The organism is Flavitalea flava (genome assembly GCF_054461575.1).
In genome coordinates this window covers 90,795-107,183 of the sequence record NZ_JBTLQH010000026.1, presented here as the reverse complement: position 1 = coordinate 107,183, position 16,389 = coordinate 90,795, and the positions used below count along the sequence as shown (strand labels likewise).

The 16,389-nt window shown below is 45.9% G+C and carries 15 protein-coding genes; 7 read left to right on the top strand and 8 right to left on the bottom strand.

Annotated elements, in window-relative coordinates:
- Window positions 1-790: 790 nt before the first annotated feature.
- Window positions 791-1,420, bottom strand: coding sequence for a thioredoxin family protein (locus tag ACX0G9_RS21005; protein WP_459066919.1), 630 nt, complete (start codon window positions 1,418-1,420; stop codon window positions 791-793).
- 50 nt (window positions 1,421-1,470) lie between these two features.
- Between ACX0G9_RS21005 and ACX0G9_RS21000 the strand changes: the two genes are divergently transcribed.
- Entirely contained in the window at window positions 1,471-2,031 is a 561-nt protein-coding gene (locus ACX0G9_RS21000) for a UbiX family flavin prenyltransferase (RefSeq protein ID WP_459066918.1), read from the top strand.
- A gap of 9 nt (window positions 2,032-2,040) precedes the next feature.
- Here the strand turns inward: ACX0G9_RS21000 and ACX0G9_RS20995 are convergent, their stop codons facing one another.
- Together ACX0G9_RS20995 and ACX0G9_RS20990 are read right to left on the bottom strand one after the other, a co-directional pair.
- Window positions 2,041-2,733, bottom strand: coding sequence for a LolA family protein (locus ACX0G9_RS20995; protein WP_459066917.1), 693 nt, complete (start codon window positions 2,731-2,733; stop codon window positions 2,041-2,043).
- Between the two features lie 166 nt (window positions 2,734-2,899).
- Window positions 2,900-5,506, bottom strand: a complete 2,607-nt coding sequence (locus tag ACX0G9_RS20990) for an FtsK/SpoIIIE family DNA translocase (protein ID WP_459066916.1) — start codon at window positions 5,504-5,506, stop codon at window positions 2,900-2,902.
- 67 nt (window positions 5,507-5,573) lie between these two features.
- Between ACX0G9_RS20990 and ACX0G9_RS20985 the strand changes: the two genes are divergently transcribed.
- Window positions 5,574-7,514, top strand: a complete 1,941-nt coding sequence (locus tag ACX0G9_RS20985; protein ID WP_459066915.1) for a sensor histidine kinase — start codon at window positions 5,574-5,576, stop codon at window positions 7,512-7,514.
- A 59-nt stretch (window positions 7,515-7,573) separates the two neighbouring features.
- On the opposite strand, the gene ACX0G9_RS20980 is transcribed toward ACX0G9_RS20985, so the two are convergent.
- Genes ACX0G9_RS20980 through ACX0G9_RS20970 form a run of 3 tightly spaced genes read right to left on the bottom strand, consistent with a single transcriptional unit; the run spans window position 7,574 to window position 9,814 of the window.
- Window positions 7,574-7,969 carry a DUF423 domain-containing protein gene (locus ACX0G9_RS20980; RefSeq protein ID WP_459066914.1) on the bottom strand — a complete coding sequence of 132 codons (396 nt, stop codon included), beginning with the start codon at window positions 7,967-7,969 and terminating at the stop codon, window positions 7,574-7,576.
- A gap of 23 nt (window positions 7,970-7,992) precedes the next feature.
- Window positions 7,993-8,529 (bottom strand): shikimate kinase, encoded by a 537-nt coding sequence (locus tag ACX0G9_RS20975; RefSeq protein WP_459066913.1) that lies wholly within the window; start codon window positions 8,527-8,529, stop codon window positions 7,993-7,995.
- A gap of 55 nt (window positions 8,530-8,584) precedes the next feature.
- Entirely contained in the window at window positions 8,585-9,814 is a 1,230-nt protein-coding gene (locus ACX0G9_RS20970) for an acyl-CoA dehydrogenase family protein (protein WP_459066912.1), read from the bottom strand.
- 202 nt (window positions 9,815-10,016) lie between these two features.
- Between ACX0G9_RS20970 and ACX0G9_RS20965 the strand changes: the two genes are divergently transcribed.
- Genes ACX0G9_RS20965 through ACX0G9_RS20945 form a run of 5 tightly spaced genes read left to right on the top strand, consistent with a single transcriptional unit; the run spans window position 10,017 to window position 14,965 of the window.
- Window positions 10,017-10,574, top strand: a complete 558-nt coding sequence (locus tag ACX0G9_RS20965) for an RNA polymerase sigma factor (protein WP_459066911.1) — start codon at window positions 10,017-10,019, stop codon at window positions 10,572-10,574.
- Window positions 10,571-11,335: a hypothetical protein gene (locus ACX0G9_RS20960; RefSeq protein WP_459066910.1), complete on the top strand. Its 765-nt coding sequence runs from the start codon at window positions 10,571-10,573 to the stop codon at window positions 11,333-11,335. Before ACX0G9_RS20965 ends, ACX0G9_RS20960 begins: the two co-directional genes overlap by 4 nt.
- Window positions 11,310-12,353, top strand: coding sequence for a DUF4097 family beta strand repeat-containing protein (locus tag ACX0G9_RS20955; protein ID WP_459066909.1), 1,044 nt, complete (start codon window positions 11,310-11,312; stop codon window positions 12,351-12,353). Before ACX0G9_RS20960 ends, ACX0G9_RS20955 begins: the two co-directional genes overlap by 26 nt.
- Window positions 12,354-12,407: 54 nt before the next feature.
- Window positions 12,408-13,670 (top strand): kynureninase, encoded by a 1,263-nt coding sequence (gene kynU / locus ACX0G9_RS20950; protein WP_459066908.1) that lies wholly within the window; start codon window positions 12,408-12,410, stop codon window positions 13,668-13,670.
- 20 nt (window positions 13,671-13,690) lie between these two features.
- Window positions 13,691-14,965: a cation:dicarboxylate symporter family transporter gene (locus ACX0G9_RS20945; RefSeq protein ID WP_459066907.1), complete on the top strand. Its 1,275-nt coding sequence runs from the start codon at window positions 13,691-13,693 to the stop codon at window positions 14,963-14,965.
- Here ACX0G9_RS20945 and pyrF read toward each other — a convergent pair.
- On the bottom strand, window positions 14,922-15,722 hold the full coding sequence (pyrF, locus tag ACX0G9_RS20940) for an orotidine-5'-phosphate decarboxylase (protein ID WP_459066906.1): 801 nt from the start codon (window positions 15,720-15,722) through the stop codon (window positions 14,922-14,924). The genes ACX0G9_RS20945 and pyrF overlap by 44 nt on opposite strands.
- 9 nt (window positions 15,723-15,731) lie before the next feature.
- Complete coding sequence (locus ACX0G9_RS20935) at window positions 15,732-16,376, bottom strand: FMN-binding negative transcriptional regulator (RefSeq protein ID WP_459066905.1); 645 nt, start codon at window positions 16,374-16,376, stop codon at window positions 15,732-15,734.
- Window positions 16,377-16,389 lie beyond the last annotated feature (13 nt).

The window sequence follows — 16,389 nt, the reverse complement described above, 5'->3', positions numbered from 1 at the left end:
AAAACCTCTTCTAAAAAGGGGAGATTCCCAAGAGGCTCTCCTCTTGGGCGCCACGCATAGATTTTTTGTGTCCGGGGCCCTGGGCGACAAGTTTTAACTAAAAGAGCCCAGGGCGCCAAACATTATGGCAGAAGAAACTTTTTAGAAGAAGAAACTTTTCAGAAGAAAACCTCTTCTAAAAAGGGGAGATTCCCAAGAGGCTCTCCTCTTGGGCGCCACGCATAGATTTTTTGTGTCCGGGGGCCTGGGCGACAAGTTTTAACTAAAAGAGCCCAGGGCGCCAAACATTATGGCAGAAGAAACTTTTCAGAAGAAACATCTTTTCAGAAGAAAACATCTTCTAAAAAGCGGAGATTCCCAAGAGGCTCTCCTCTTGGGCGCTACGCATAGATTTTTTGTGTCCGGGGCCCTGGGCGACAAGTTTTAACTAAAAGAGCCCTGGGGCCCGGACACAAAAAAGCCCCGCCGAAGCGGGGCTGCACTAATCAAATACCATTAACCATTAAACCTTATCCTATGAAAAAACAAATATAAGACCTTAATGGGGAAACCTTAGCGGCAAGGCCAAATTTTTTTTACCCAGTTACCATTATATTGATTTAGATCAAGCCTTTGATATTGAATTAATCCTTTAAGAGTATTATGTTATCTACCAGGAGCTAAATCGTTATAGTCATTTGAGGTGCAGGGGTAGTAAATAAACGTAAAAAACGTAAGTATTTACGCTTATGTCTATTTTGACTGGTTGGCTAAAAAACAGGGAAAACCATTAGATCACTTCCAGGTCTCACTACCAGGTCGCCTTAAAGCCTTTCTGAAACTGGTCAAAGGAGACCTTTTCAAAGTTTCCTTCCCCAAAGTATTTGACCAGCAATTCGAGTTCGCGAGGTTGCATATAACCGGGAATCGCCTGAGGTTCTCCGCCCGGAGGGATTATGATAGTTGTTGGGAACTCGAGCCTGCCCTGGGTCAGATAAAGGGCGAATTCATTGGATTTGTAGGCAGCACTGAAAGAATAAGCTTTCCCATTCCAATTGATCACGGCATGTGTTTCTGCATCCAGCTTTACGGGGTAAAATTTATCCCCCAGGTATTGCGCTACCTTCTTATTGGAATACGTCTTTTTGTCCATTTGTTTGCACCATCCGCACCAGGTGGTGTAGAGATCGATGAGAACAGGGCGTTTTTCCTTTTGCAATTTACCTGCTGCTTCTTCCACGCTCAACCAGTTTATCCCTTCCTCCGTTGCTGCCGCTGTGGGAACCGGATCTATCGTATTATTTGTTTTTACAGGAGATCGAAGACCGGGTTGATTGGTATTATAGGCGACGGGTCTTCCTGCACTGGAAAAAACCACGATCCACAGGATCAAAAACAAACCTTTCCACTCAGATAAAAACGACCCTTTCCATTTTTGCATAGTACTTTTGTTTTCTCTTTTGTTTTTCCTTATAAAACTAACGAAATACCATGCATAAAATTGTCGTTGCGGTGACAGGAGCCAGTGGATCGATCTATGCAAGACTGCTTTTGGATAAACTGGCAGCCCTGAAAGACCAATGGCAGGCGGTGTCGGTGATCATGACCGAAAACGCAAAGGAAGTATGGAGAACGGAGTTGGAGAATGAATCCTATAAGGATTATACGCTCCCTTTTTTCACACAGCAGGATTTCTCAGCGCCATTTGCCTCCGGCTCGGGAAAATACAATACCATGATCATTATACCCTGTTCGATGGGTACCCTGGGCCGGATAGCCACCGGAATGTCATCCGATCTGATCACCCGGGCCGCCGATGTCGTTTTAAAAGAAAGAAGAAAACTGATCTGTGTGGTGCGGGACACTCCTTATAACCTCATACATATCCGGAATATGGAGACCCTGACCCTTGCAGGAGGCATTATTTGTCCCGCTACCCCCTCCTTTTACAGTAGGCCACGCAATCTGGAAGAATTGGCTGCAACAGTAGTAGACCGGGTCCTGGATCTGGCAGGTCTGGATATTTCCACTTTCCGGTGGGGAAGCAGGTAGCACCTTATTCTAATTCCTCAGATCCACTTCCTCGGCACCGGGAAATTTTCCTTTGGTATAAGAGAGTTGTGCATCTGTAAGCGGAGCATTGCCATTCAGCTTTTGGGTAGTAAGTGTGTAGCGGTTGCCGCTCTTTTCGAACCATTTGACACTGATCAGCGAATGCAGGGCTTTATCAATATATAGGAGCGCTTTAAAAAGAGGTTTGGACTTGTCTGCAGGAGTCAGCTCGACCTCCTGAACCGTGCGGGTGCCTATTTTGCTCTCTCCATTCAGTTTATACAGGAAATCCTTATCATAAAAATTGGTAAACAGTTTATCCGGACTGATCGTTTTGGTAGACGGGTCTGTTTTGGTGATAGTCACCTCATTGGAAGATTTATCATACATCCAGGAGTCTTTCCCATCGCTGAAGATATCCTGCCCGGCCATGCTGACATGATATTTATCCCCTTTCAGATAGATCAGACCGCTTTTACTTCCCTGTACCTTGCCTTTCGCATCTTCGACTTTCAGCGTAAAATTGGCTTGTATCGATTTATACGTCTTTAATTTCGTGCTTAGGGCATCCAATACCTTTTTTGCCTCCGGATCATTTTTACCAAGGCTGTTGTTCTGCGCCTGTGCCCCGAATAAGGAAGCCAGTATAAATCCACCTATCAATAAACTGGTAATACCAGATGATCTTTTATCCAAATTCATATTTTTCATTTTATCGACGTTCATATGTTATTCTGTTAAAGTGTGCCCATCCGCAAAAGAACGGGAGCCTGGAAATTGAAGGCGCAAAGATATTTCAAAAGAAGATAGCCTTTCCACGTTTATAGCGAAATAACGGAAGTTTAAGGGTAAAGGGAAGATTTAAGGGTTAAGGATTAAGATATTGATCCAGTTCCATTTCTGTCTTGATAAGCACATCACGGGCTTTACTACCTTGCCCGGGACCTACAACTCCCGCTGCCTCGAGTTGGTCCATCAGGCGGCCCGCCCGGTTATACCCCAGTTTCATCCGGCGTTGCAGCAGGGAAGTTGAGCCAATCTGGTTCTGCACGATCATACGGGCGGCCTCTTCAAACAAAGGGTCGCGGTCACCCAGGTCAAAATCCTTGCCTTCCATATCTTTTTCATCTACATATTCAGGTAAAAGAAAGGCCTGCGGATAACCCCTTTGTTTGCCGATGAATTCCGTAACCTCTTCGACTTCCGGTGTGTCAACGAAAGCACATTGCAAACGGGTTATCTCTCCGTTATAGGAGATAAGCATGTCCCCTTTGCCTATCAGTTGTTCCGCACCTCCTGCATCCAAAATGGTCCTCGAATCGATCTTGGAAGAAACCTTGAAAGCGATACGGGCCGGAAAATTGGCTTTGATGGTTCCTGTAATGATATTGACAGAAGGGCGCTGGGTAGCAATGATCAAGTGTATTCCAACGGCGCGGGCCAACTGCGCAAGCCGGGCGATAGGCATTTCCACCTCCTTTCCGGCCGTCATGATCAGATCGGCAAATTCGTCAACCACCAGCACGATAAAGGGAAGATATTGATGTCCTTTCTGGGGATTCAACCTGCGTTTGATGAACTTTTCATTGTATTCCCTGATATTACGGGCGCCTGCTTCCTTCAATAGATCGTAGCGGTTGTCCATTTCAATACACAAGGCATTCAGCGTATGGATCACTTTTTTGGTATCCGTTATGATCGATTCCTCCTCACCGGGCAATTTTGCCAGAAAATGTTTTTCGATGGTCCGGTAAATGCTCAATTCTACTTTCTTCGGATCCACCAGCACCAGTTTTAGCTGGGAAGGATGTTTTTTATACAACAGGGAGACAAGGATGGCATTCAATCCAACCGATTTACCCTGCCCGGTTGCTCCTGCCATTAAAAGATGCGGCATCGCAGCCAGATCGACAATAAAATTTTCATTGTCAATTTTTTTACCGATCGCAATAGGCAGGGCAAAAGTACTATGCTGGAATTTTTCGGAGGCAAGCAGGGTTCGCATGCTCACGATCGTCTTTTTTACATTCGGCACCTCGATACCGATCGTTCCCTTTCCGGGGATCGGTGCAATGATACGTATACCCAGGGCAGCCAGGCTTAGCGCGATATCATCTTCCAGGTTCTTGATCCGGGAAATTCGGACTCCGGGAGCAGGCACGATTTCATATAGCGTCACCGTTGGACCAACTGTAGCACTGATCTTCTGGATCAGAATATCATAGTTCTTCAGGGTATTGATGATCTGGTTCTTATTCATCTCCAGCTCCGCCGCATCCTGGATGATTTTATCACTGCCATGAGCTTCGAGAAGATCCAGGGAAGGATATTTGTAATCGCGCAGATCCAGGGTTGGTTCATAATCCGGCATAGGAGCCGATATAACGCCTTCTTCTGCTCCCTCCTCTATACCTATATTATTTCCCTCTTCCGGGATGGGTTTGATTTCCAGCTCCAGATCAGCGTTCTTACCCTTATTATTACCCGTATTAAATCCTGTCCCTGTCAGGGGAGGCACAACCGGCGGAAGGATCAGCGCCGGTATTTCTTCCTGAAAGGGTGTTTCCGGTTCTTCTTCAAAATCGGGTTCTTTTCCGTAATCAGGTTCATCCTGCGGTAAAAAGGCCTCAGGCTCCGGTTCCTTTTCAATGATCTGAAAATCAATTTCGGGTTCAATCTCCTTATTGCTTTTTGGAGGAATAATCGCCACCAAGCCTTCCCCTTTCATGATATTACCCTTCATATTACTGAAGCCCTCATCGACGAATAACCGGGCACCTTCTTCGCGGCCCACTTCAGCAGAAGCCGGATCCATTCCTTTTTCCTTCAGGGGAAGGGAAGGTATTTTGGGCATTTTTGGCACTTTGAATACCGGGTTGAATCTCCAGATAAAATAGGCCAATCCGGCAACCATCAGCAAGGCGGCTGTACCCAGCTTGCCAAGGAAACGGGTAAGCCAGTCACTGATCATATCTCCAACGGCTCCGCCCCAGGGAAACCCATTTCCCCGGGTAACAAAGGCTAATGCTACCGAAAAGAAGATAAGGCCTGCCAGCACATAACGCAGGTTACGGCCGATCGAAAACACTTTTCGTGTATACAGAAAGTTCACTCCCAGGATAAAAAGGAAGGAACAAAAAAGATAGGAGGCGAGTCCGAAGCCCTTATAGAAAAAAAAATGTGAAACCAGTGCTCCCAGGTTGCCCAGCAGGTTAGCCACCTTTATTTCGGAGGATGGCAGCAGTATGGACGCTCCGTGATGGAACACCTTATCCTGGTCTTCTTTCCAGGTATATAGATAAGAGGTAAATGCAATAAAAAGAAAAAGAGCCAGTAATAGAAAAACAGCCCCGGTTATCTTATGGGTGCGTTCGTCTTTCACGATTTGTTTGACAGTCACCTGAGAGTCTTTTTCAGGCTTCAGTTTATCGGCAACAGGCGCTTGGCTTTTCTTTGACTTCAGTCGGTTTGCCATGATCACAAATATACGTGAGTAGTGAATATTTTTATTTACTTTACCTTTTAAATCGCAAATAAGCTCCATGGCAGGGCAAACCATTTCTAACCCATCCAATTATATCAGGGCCATTCTGGTCTTTCTGCTGCTCTCCTTTAACAGATCAACCATCCTGGCTCAATCCGCCCGGGAGCTTCCGGCTGCCGATCTGGCAAAAACAGGCATTTTGGACGATATTTCAGAATATACCTCTCTTTACTTTTCAAAAACAAATACGATTTCCCCGGCCGAGCTGCCTTCCCTATCCTTCCCGGTCAGAGGCACAAAAAAATATGAACACTTTATTCCGGTCAGCCATGTCAACACAAAAGCGGTATTAAAATTCGTGCTTTCCAACAGTAGTGATCAGGAGGTTGTCGTATTCTTATGCCCCGGTTTTTTCTATGATACCATCCGGCTTTATTCCATGAACGATTCAACCCCGGGGCAGGTAAAAATCCTGCCGGATATATTGCCCAATGATCCGGATAGTTTGGGTTATCGCCAGATAAGCATGGCCCCTCATTCCCGGAACACCTACTTTGTGATCCTTTCCTTTATCAAATCTCCTACCAATTCCATCAATCCAACCCTAACCCGGACCAATTTCATCAAACAAGGGATCATTCTCAACCATAAGAACCGGACGATCATCGATATAATTACCAATCTGTTTGCAGGGATCATGCTGATGATGATTTTTTACGCGGTGAGTCAGTATGCGCAGACAGCCAAACCGGAGTTCCTCTATTATGCCGGTTATGCCATTTGTCTCAGCGTTCTTTTGTTCCTTAAATCCACCCTGCATAATGTAACGACTCCCTTTAATTTCTTTTTCGAAAGTTTCCTGGATAATATCATTTTTTGCTTAGGTTATATATCGTATATTTTTTTCCATCGTAAATTCCTGGAAACAAAAAAGAATTACCCCGATCTGGACCGCTATCTTTTCTGGGGTTCGGCAGCCATCATCGGGTTGACTGTATTATATATTCTTACCTATTTCCTTTCTCCGGATTTCCGGATCCCCAACTTTATGGAAGACAGTACGAAGATCGTGCTGCTCGTCCTTTCCTTTATTTTTATCTGGAAAGGATTAGGATACCGGAACCAGTTGATGAATTATATCGTACTGGGGAATATATCCTTGTGTCTGCTATCCATCGTATCGCAGGTTATCATTTCCACCAATTTCAAACTGGTAAAAGGGTCCTCGGTCTGGAACCTGGCCTTATTCTATTATGAAGCCGGCATCACCATCGAGCTTTTATTTTTCCTGTTCGCCCTGACCTATAAGAATAAAATGGAGATCATTCTCAGCATCCAGAAAGAAGAAAAACTGAAACTGGAGACGGAAAGAAAAGAATTGGAAAAACAGGTGGCCGTATTAGCCGCCAAACAGGATGAACGCAACCGGATCTCTGCCGACATGCATGATGAACTGGGATCAGGGGTCACCGCCATCCGCCTGATGAGTGAGATCGTCAAATCCAAGATGAAAGGGCAAACCTTACCGGAAATTGAAAAAATCTCTCATTCTGCCAATGAGCTTCTCAATAAAATGAATACCATCATCTGGACTATGACCAGTTCCAACGATTCGGTGGAGAATCTTGTCGCCTATATCCGGTCATATGCGGTTGAATTCTTTGAGAGCACGGCCATCGATTGTTATTTCAATATGCCTGCTTCTATTGCCCCAAGGGAGATTAGCGGAGAAAAACGCAGGAATATCTTTTTATCCGTTAAAGAAGCACTGAACAATGTGGCCAAACATTCTCAGGGTTCCACCGTCAGGATCAATATCTCCGTCAGCGAAAGACTGATCATCGAGATTAAGGATGACGGCGTCGGTATAAATATGGAAAAACTTCGGAAATTCAGCAATGGGCTGAACAATATGAAAAAAAGAATGAGCTCCATCGATGGAGAATTCCTGATCGAGAATCAGGAAGGGACCCGCACCACCTTCAATCTTGCCTTATGAAAAGCCGACCTAATCATTTCCTAACCATTAACCATTCATTCCCCCTACCCCACTGCTCATTACCTGTCGGATCCTTTCTGAACGCCCCGCCAAAGGAAGATCCATCCGGCTATAAAAAAGAGGCCGCCAACCGGAGTTAAAGGTCCGACAATATTCAGGTGAGCGCTCCCCGAGATCTTCAATGCAGTAATAAGATATAAGGAACCGGAGAACAGGATGATCCCGGTAATAAAACAATTCCCGGCCCAGATCATATATTTATAGGAGTGTTTTTCCGATAACATGGCTACTATCAAAAGGGCAAATACATGATAGAACTGGTAGCGGACACCTGTTTCAAAAACGGCTACCACCTCCGGGCTTACGATCTCCTTTAGCTTGTGCGCGGCAAACGCACCAAGGGCCACGGAAAGAGCACCTAATCCGGCAGCTATGGAAAGAAATTGTTTGTTCATCTTTATTAAATCCTTTATTATGTTTATTCTTCCCTGTCCCCTTCCTTTTCGCTCTGTTCCTGGAACAACAGGTGGATCAACTGCTCCAGGGAAATACTTTCTTCATTGACCATTAGGTGCGCCTTTTCATAATACAATTTCCGTTCACTCAGTTTCCGGCTGATATATTTCCTCAAATCGTCATCGTTAATGTCCCTGATCAAGGGGCGGGTCATCTTTTCCTTTACCAGGCGTTCTTTTAATACATCTATGGAAGTGTTCAGCCAGATCACCTTCCCGTTCTTCTTCATGAATTCGATATTGTTAAAAAAACATGGCGTACCGCCACCGCAGGAAAGGATAAAACTTTCTTGCTCCTCTACGAGCCCTTCCAATACCTCTTTCTCCTGGTACCGGAAATATTCCTCCCCTTTTTCAGCGAAAATCTGCGAGACCGATTTCTTTTCCCTTTCGATGATCACCGAATCCAGGTCCCGGAAGGGCAGGTGTAGTTTTGCGGAAAGCAAATTACCCCAATACGTCTTGCCGGACCCCATGAAACCTATCAGAAATATCTTCATATGCCTCCTTAACCCCTACGCCAAAGCCCTCCCTTCAGGGAGGGTTCAGGAGGGTTCATTTAAATGCATTCAGCCCGGTAATATCCATTCCGGTGATCAATAAATGAACATCATGCGTACCCTCGTAGGTAATAACGCTTTCAATATTCATCATATGGCGCATGATTGGATATTCGCCGGTAATCCCCATACCGCCAAGCACCTGCCGGGCATCCCTGGCTATCTGAGCAGCGATCTCACAACCATTGCGTTTGGCCATGGAAACCTGGGCGGGAGTGGCTTTCCCCTGGCTCATCAATACGCCCAGACGCCAGTTCAGCAATTGGGCCTTTGTAATCTCGGTGACCATTTCTGCCAGTTTCTTTTGCTGTAGCTGAAAGCCTCCGATAGGCCGGTCGAACTGGATCCTTTCCTTGCTATATCGCAGGGCAGTGTCATAACAATCCATCGCTGCTCCAACCGTTCCCCAGGCAATGCCGTATCTGGCCTTTGTCAGACAGCTCAACGGGCCTTTCAGTCCCTTTATATTAGGAAAAATGTTCTCTTTAGGCACTTTTACATGATCAAATACCAGCTCACCTGTAGCAGAGGCACGAAGGCTCCATTTTCCGTGGGTGGTAGGGGTTGTGAAACCTTCCATTCCCCTCTCCAGGATCATTCCCCGTATATCTCCCTGCTCGTCCTTTGCCCAGACCACTGCAACCTGGGAAAAGGGAGCATTACTGATCCACATTTTACTGCCATTCAGGACCACATGGTCGCCGGCATCCTTTATATTGCTTAACATCCCACTGGGATCGCTGCCATGATTCGGTTCCGTCAGACCGAAACACCCCAGCCATTCTCCGCTGGCCAATTTGGGCAGGTATTTTTTCCGTTGTTCCTCGCTTCCAAATTCATAGATGGGGAACATGACCAGGGATCCCTGTACGGATGCCGTAGACCTGACCCCGCTATCGCCTCTTTCCAGTTCCTGCATCATCAGGCCATAACTTATATAATCCAGGCCTCCCCCTCCATATTGTTCCGGGATGGTAGGGCCAAAACAACCCAGATCTCCCAATTGCTTAACAATTTGGGTGGGGAATTCCGCCTTTTGGGCATAATCTTCGATAATGGGGGATATCTCCTTTTTAACGTAAGTTCTTACCGATTCCCGGATCAATTTATGCTCATCTGTCAGCAATTCATCAAGTTGGAAGTAGTCCGGACTCTGGAAAACATCGGTTTTTGTAGTAGGACCGGTGTTAATGCTCGTGTTATTATTCGTGTTTAAGGCAGCCATGACCCCAGTTTTTATTTGTGCCGCTAAAGTAAGAAAAAGCCGCCTTATCGGCATTTTTTGTATTTATTTTACACCTGTAATGCAACATGCCATTACAACCTGTGTATTTAATAGGAGGAATTGCCAGTGAGTTTTACCAGAATGTTCATTATCAAAGATTTACTGGATTCCGGGTAACACAATGAATGCTAAAACAGCTTGTTTGGAATTGACAGAACCAATACTACGGGATGAGTTGGTAGAACGATGCAAACAGGGGGACTCCCGGAGTTTCGCTGAGCTGTATCATAAATATGCAAAGGCCATGTATAATACCAGCCTGCGTATAGTCAACCATACCGGAGATGCGGAAGATGTCTTGCAGGAAGCATTTGCCGATGCTTTCCGGTCTTTGGAGGAATTTCATTATAAATCCACATTCGGGGCCTGGCTGAAGCGGATTGTCATCAATAAATCGATCAATCAGCTGCGCAAACGAAAAATGAACCTGATAGATATTGAAAAAGCCAATGTCGGGCATTTACCGGAAGAAGAAGACTTGGATGAAGAGGAACTGAAGTTGAAAGTGGAAGACATAAAAAAAGCGGTCGCGCTGCTGCCGAATGGCTATAGGACGGTATTGACCCTTTACCTTTTCGAAGGATATGATCAGGAGGAAATAGCGGAGATCCTGCGGGTATCTCATGCTACAGTAAGGACCCAGTATATGCGGGCAAAACAAAAATTGTTGCTTTTTATAAAACAAGGAGCGTTATCATGAACAGCCGGTTAGAGAAATTCGTAACCGACCATCGCGAGGAATTTGACGCAGATGAGCCGGGAAAAAAAGTCTGGGAAAAGATCCAGCTCCAGCTGGAGCCGGGAAAAAAAAAGGCCACGCCGCTCGTCAGGGTCCAATGGATCCGCTGGAGCGCCGCCGCAGCCGTCATCTTCCTGATCGGGACAGGGGCCTGGTTGTATATGATCCGGGGTACAAAAAAGAACCAACCGGATATCGCCGGAGTATCCCGCCAAGCCACCGGATCGGATGCGAAAAGTAAAGAAGCGTCCAACGAAACCCCAGCAGGAACCCCGGGCGGAACGGCGGGTGCAAAAGATCCTCAGCAGGCAGGGCCGGACAATACCGGCATAACCCCTGCGACAAAAGAACCTTTGAATCTGGCTTCGCACAAACCAAAAGATAATTTCGGAGAAACCAGCGAAGAGCCGGAGTCCGTTTTCAAAGAAGAAATGTACCACTACGCCAGGCTGGTGGAAATCAAACACAAAGAACTGAAAACCATTGAGAAAGATGAACCCCTTCTTTATAAGCAATTTGCAGGGGATGTAAACAAACTGGACAGTATTTACCGGACACTCGAACATCAATTACCAAAAAACCCCAATCGCGAACAATTATTGGAGGCCATGGTACAGAATCTCCAGCTGCAGATGGGGTTACTGAACCATCAGCTTACCATCATCAAACAAATCAATCATTCTAAAAAAACAGCATATGAAAAAGCATATAAAACAATATAGTTCTATATTCCTTTTTCTCGCTTTATCCATCCCGGTGTTCAGCCTGGCCGACAGAGGCGTGGAAGACGTGAAGAAAAAAAGAACGATCAATAAATCCTATTCCGTTACGGCAGATGACAAACTGGAAATAGAGAATTCCTTCGGCAATGTGATTATCAGTACCTGGGATAAAAATGAAATAACTGTCGATATCGAGATTGGAGCCAGGGCTTCTTCGGAAGAAAAGGCGCAGGACATCATGAACGAGATCGATGTCAAAGAAACGCATAACGGCAATATCATCGCTTATAAGACCAAGGTTGGCGAGATCCATAACGGTAAAAACAAATCCGGAAATGGCGACGAGGAAAGGGCATTTTATATTGACTATGTTGTCCATATGCCATCCGGCAACCGCCTCCAGCTCGAGAACAGCTTTGGTAAATTGAGCGTGCCGGATTATAACGGGCAGGTCAACCTTACCAGCAAGTTCGGTAGTTTGAACACCGGCAGGTTGAGCAATGTCGATGCCATAGATGTGGAGTTCGGCAAAGCCACCATCACGGAGGTTAGCAATGGCAAAATTGTTTTTAAATTCAACAAGGAATCCACCATTGGAAAAGTGAGCGGGAATGTAAAGATCACCAGTGAATTTTCCCATAATGTACAGGTAAACGTTGGTGACAATATAAAAGAGCTTTCTGTATTCGAGTCTTACTCGGGAGTAAGAATGATCGTTACCAAAAGCCTTTCGGCTGAATTTGATATCCACACCAGTTTTGGCAGCTTCCATAACGACAGTGAATTCAAAATAAAGGAACAGCGGGAGGACGAAAAAGATTATGGTCCGCATTTCGATAAGGATTATAACGGGAAAGCCGGAGAAGGGAACGCCAGGATAAAGATCAAGAGCAGCTTCGGATCAGTGCGGCTATCCCATTCCGGTAGCTCCAAAAAGGGTAAAGAAGATCAGGATGATGACGACGAGGATGAAGACAAAGGCAAGAATAAAGAAAAATCCACGGATCAAAGCATTTAGAACTACTCTGGTTCCTACCCGTTTTTATTTTTATCTTGCGCTAAAAGCATGACGATGCCAGGCCAATTCGAACCAACGCTGGAATTTGCGCAACAAAAGGACCGGGAAGATCCCCTGCATAAGATCCGTTCTCAATTTTATTTTCCACGACACCAGGGAAAAGACGCAATTTACTTCTGTGGCAATTCTTTGGGACTGCAACCAAAAAAGGTGGAAGGGGCCATTCACCAGGAACTAAAGGACTGGAAGGATCTGGCAGTCGGAGGATATCTGAACGCAGAAAACCCCTGGCTTACCTATCAGCAGCCATTCAGGCAACCTCTTTCCAGGATCGTCGGCTGCCGGGAGAAAGAAGTCACCGTAATGAACGCATTAACCGTTAACCTGCATCTTCTCTTAATGACCTTCTATCGTCCCGGCCCTCAGCGATACAGGATCCTGATGGAAGCAGGAGCTTTCCCTTCAGACCAATATGCGATTGAAACCCAGGCAAGATTTCACGGATTCGAACCGGAAGATGCTATTGTGGAGATCCATCCCCGCAACGGAGAGCGTCTTATCCGGGAAGAAGATATCCTCACTGCCATTGAGCAAAACAAAGATTCCTTATCTCTCATATTATTCGGGGGGATCAATTATTATACCGGTCAGTTATTCGACATCCCGGTCATTACGGCTGCTGCACATAAAGCGGGAGCCCTGGCCGGATTTGACCTTGCCCATGTCGTTGGAAATATACCCTTGCAATTGCATGAATGGGAGGTCGATTTTGCCGTTTGGTGTTCCTATAAATACCTGAATGGAGGTCCCGGTGCAGTCGGGGGAGCGTATATCCATGAAAAATATGCCGCTGACAGGGATCTGGTCCGGCTTGGTGGATGGTGGGGCAATGAAGAATCAACCCGTTTCAAAATGGAAAAAGGTTTTATCGCCAAACAGAGTGCCGAAGGTTGGAACCAGAGTACCAACCAGGTATTTAACATGATAGCCTTAAAAGCGTCGCTGCAGATATTCGAAGAGGCCGGCATGGAAAGGATTCGGTCCAAGAGCCTGGAACTGACCGCGTACTTGTCCTACCTGATGGATCAATTAAAAAATATCCGTTTCAGTATCCTGACCCCTGCCGATCCCGGGCGCCGGGGTTCCCAGCTTTCCCTTTATTTTGAAGAAAAGGCAAAAGAGATCCATCAGAAAATGACCGACTCAGGCATTATTGTAGATTACCGGGAGCCCGGTGTCGTCCGGGTAGCGCCTGCCCCGCTCTATAATTCGTTCGAAGATGTCTACCGGTTTTATCATATCTTGAAGAATTTTTAAGCCCTGACTAAACCTGACTGATGGCATCTCTGACCGATATAAATCTAAAGGCCGCTGTAACCAACCCGGGCAAACCCCGTAACCTGTTTATCAGGCTTTTTACCAATCTCACCTTCCTGGTTCTTGTAGCACTCATCGCAGCAATACTGCTCGGCTATTTCTATCCTGCGGTTGCCGTCAAAACAGAAAAGATCGGAACGACCTTTATTAGCATCGTCAAGCTTTTCATACCCCCGATCATTTTCCTCACGATCGTAACAGGGATAAGTGGAATGAGCGATTTGAAAAAAGTAGGCCGGATCGGGATTAAATCCTTGCTTTATTTTGAGATCGTAACGACCCTTTCCCTGGCGATCGGTATATTGATGGCCATTCTTATCCAACCTGGCAAGATCGACAAAACAGGTTTGAGCGTCCAGGATGCTTCCAAATATACCCATCAGGGAACCGGCGGTATTAACTGGTCCGAATTCTTTTTTACCAACCTGACCCTTCAGGTATTGGTGCTCGCTATTATAACCGGGATAATAGTAAGTCTGAGAAAAGACAGGGAAAAAATCCTGCAGTTCCTGGAACCCATCACCAAATTCGTTTTCCGTTTATTAAAATATGTCATGTGGCTGGCTCCCCTGGGCGCCTTCGGGGGAATGGCCTTTACCATCGGTAAATTCGGGATACGGACATTAGTGCCGCTCGGCAAACTTATGCTGACCATGTATTGTACAATGGCCGTTTTTATCTTTATCGTCCTGGGATTGATCCTGCGTTATTTTAATCTGAATATCTGGAGCTATTTAAAAAATATAAAAGAGGAAATTCTCATCGTATTGGGCACCTCCTCCTCCGAAGCTGCCCTTCCTTCCCTGATGAATAAGCTGGAACGGATGGGATGCAGCAAACCTGTAGTAGGGTTGGTTGTTCCCACGGGCTATTCTTTTAATCTCGACGGCACCTCCATTTATCTTTCGATGGCCATTATTTTTCTGGCCCAATTGTATAATGTTCATCTGACAACCGGTGAAATGTTGACCATATTAGGCATCTTAATGGTCACCTCCAAGGGTGCTGCCGGAGTAACGGGCAGCGGGTTTATCGTACTGGCCTCTACCCTGACTGCCATTCAGAAGATCCCTGTCGAAGGTCTGGCCTTCCTGTTAGCTGTGGATAAATTCATGAGTGAGGCCAGGGCCATTACCAATATCATCGGCAATGGTGTAGCAACCCTCGTCATCTCGAAAAGTGAAGGGGATTTTAAAGATAACGGCTCATTTCCAACTGATAGTTCTTCGCTTTAACCCCTGCCTGTTCTGCAAAGTCCGTTCCGGCCGAAGCGAAAATAATATCACGGCTGACATTCACCAATAGGCCAACCTCCTTGTTCATAGCTTTGGCTGAAATAGCTTCCAGGCTTCCCCCCTGTGAGCCCACACCGGGAACCAGGTAAAAATGATCAGGAGTAAGTTTGCGAACCCCATCGAACCAGTCGGCACGGGTAGCGCCAATGACAAACATCAGGTTATCCGGAGTGCCCCAGCCGGAAGCGGTTTTCAATACCTTTTCATATAACAGTCCCTCACCGGCCTGCTGCAATTCGAAATCATGGGCGCCCGGATTGGAAGTCAATCCCAGCAGAATCGTCCATTTGTCTTTGTATGCTAAAAAGGGTTTGACACTGTCTTCCCCCATATAAGGCGCCACCGTGATCGCATCGAAAGCGAGGGTCTCGAAAAAAGCTTTGGCATATTGGGAGGAAGTATTTCCGATATCCCCTCTTTTGGCATCAGCTATCTTAAAATGCGTAGAAGGAATATAATTGGCCGTTTTCTCCATAGATTCCCAGCCCTTCACCCCCTGAGATTCATAAAAAGCGGTATTGACCTTGTAACTGACACAATAGTCCTGTGTCGCATCGATGATCTGTCGGTTGAATTCGAAGACAGGGTCGGGATGGGAAAGAAGATGTTTGGGGATCTTCGTAATATCGGAATCCAATCCAACACAAAGATAAGAGCCTTTAGTCCTGATCTGTTCCGTTAACTGATGACGTGTCATGCGTCAAAATTACTTGTTTTCTCCCTTTCCTCCGAATAAAGAGGATCTCCTATCTTTCATCTCCTCTGCTACACCTTTTGACGCTTCATCCCCCAGTTGCAGGTGATCGATTACACTATGATAACTCTCTTCATCACGGTTCTGGCTGAGCTTATAAGCAGCCTGCATCTCGTCGATCACAATTTTGAAACCTATGATGCCCCTGAAATCATCGTTAAAGGATTTTTCGGGAATATCTTCGATCTTCAAAGGATGCGGCATTGTATGTTCGTAAGTATGCGTTAACCGGGATAGGGCAGCTTTCAGTTCATTGCCCTCCACGATCTTCACCGTTCCGTATACATGAACAGAAATATAATTCCAGGTCGGTACCTTGATTTCCGTATACCAGCGGGGAGACACATAGGCATGGGGTCCGGTAAAAATGACCAGCACTTTCGCTCCATCGGTGAGGGTATATTTCTGCTCGTTCCCTTTTGAAATATGTCCCATCAGGATATCCTTTCCCTCTTCATCCTTTTCAAGTTGCAAGGGAATATGAGTGCCAATCGGAATACCTTCCTTTATACTGATCAGAATCGCAAAGGAATTCTCCCGGATGAAACCATAGATCTTTTCCTGGTCTTTTTCTTCGAAACGCCTGGGAATATACATAACGGTAAGTTAG

Coding starts and splice junctions, on each gene's coding strand:
- ACX0G9_RS21005 (WP_459066919.1), bottom strand. CDS start 1,420: ATGCAAAAATGGAAAGGGTCGTTTTTATCTGAGTGGAAAGGTTTGTTT.
- ACX0G9_RS20975 (WP_459066913.1), bottom strand. CDS start 8,529: ATGAAGATATTTCTGATAGGTTTCATGGGGTCCGGCAAGACGTATTGG.
- ACX0G9_RS20945 (WP_459066907.1), top strand. CDS start 13,691: ATGGCATCTCTGACCGATATAAATCTAAAGGCCGCTGTAACCAACCCG.
- ACX0G9_RS21000 (WP_459066918.1), top strand. CDS start 1,471: ATGCATAAAATTGTCGTTGCGGTGACAGGAGCCAGTGGATCGATCTAT.
- ACX0G9_RS20955 (WP_459066909.1), top strand. CDS start 11,310: ATGAAAAAGCATATAAAACAATATAGTTCTATATTCCTTTTTCTCGCT.
- ACX0G9_RS20980 (WP_459066914.1), bottom strand. CDS start 7,969: ATGAACAAACAATTTCTTTCCATAGCTGCCGGATTAGGTGCTCTTTCC.
- kynU (WP_459066908.1), top strand. CDS start 12,408: ATGCCAGGCCAATTCGAACCAACGCTGGAATTTGCGCAACAAAAGGAC.
- ACX0G9_RS20995 (WP_459066917.1), bottom strand. CDS start 2,733: ATGAATTTGGATAAAAGATCATCTGGTATTACCAGTTTATTGATAGGT.
- ACX0G9_RS20985 (WP_459066915.1), top strand. CDS start 5,574: ATGGCAGGGCAAACCATTTCTAACCCATCCAATTATATCAGGGCCATT.
- ACX0G9_RS20990 (WP_459066916.1), bottom strand. CDS start 5,506: ATGGCAAACCGACTGAAGTCAAAGAAAAGCCAAGCGCCTGTTGCCGAT.
- ACX0G9_RS20970 (WP_459066912.1), bottom strand. CDS start 9,814: ATGGCTGCCTTAAACACGAATAATAACACGAGCATTAACACCGGTCCT.
- pyrF (WP_459066906.1), bottom strand. CDS start 15,722: ATGACACGTCATCAGTTAACGGAACAGATCAGGACTAAAGGCTCTTAT.
- ACX0G9_RS20935 (WP_459066905.1), bottom strand. CDS start 16,376: ATGTATATTCCCAGGCGTTTCGAAGAAAAAGACCAGGAAAAGATCTAT.
- ACX0G9_RS20960 (WP_459066910.1), top strand. CDS start 10,571: ATGAACAGCCGGTTAGAGAAATTCGTAACCGACCATCGCGAGGAATTT.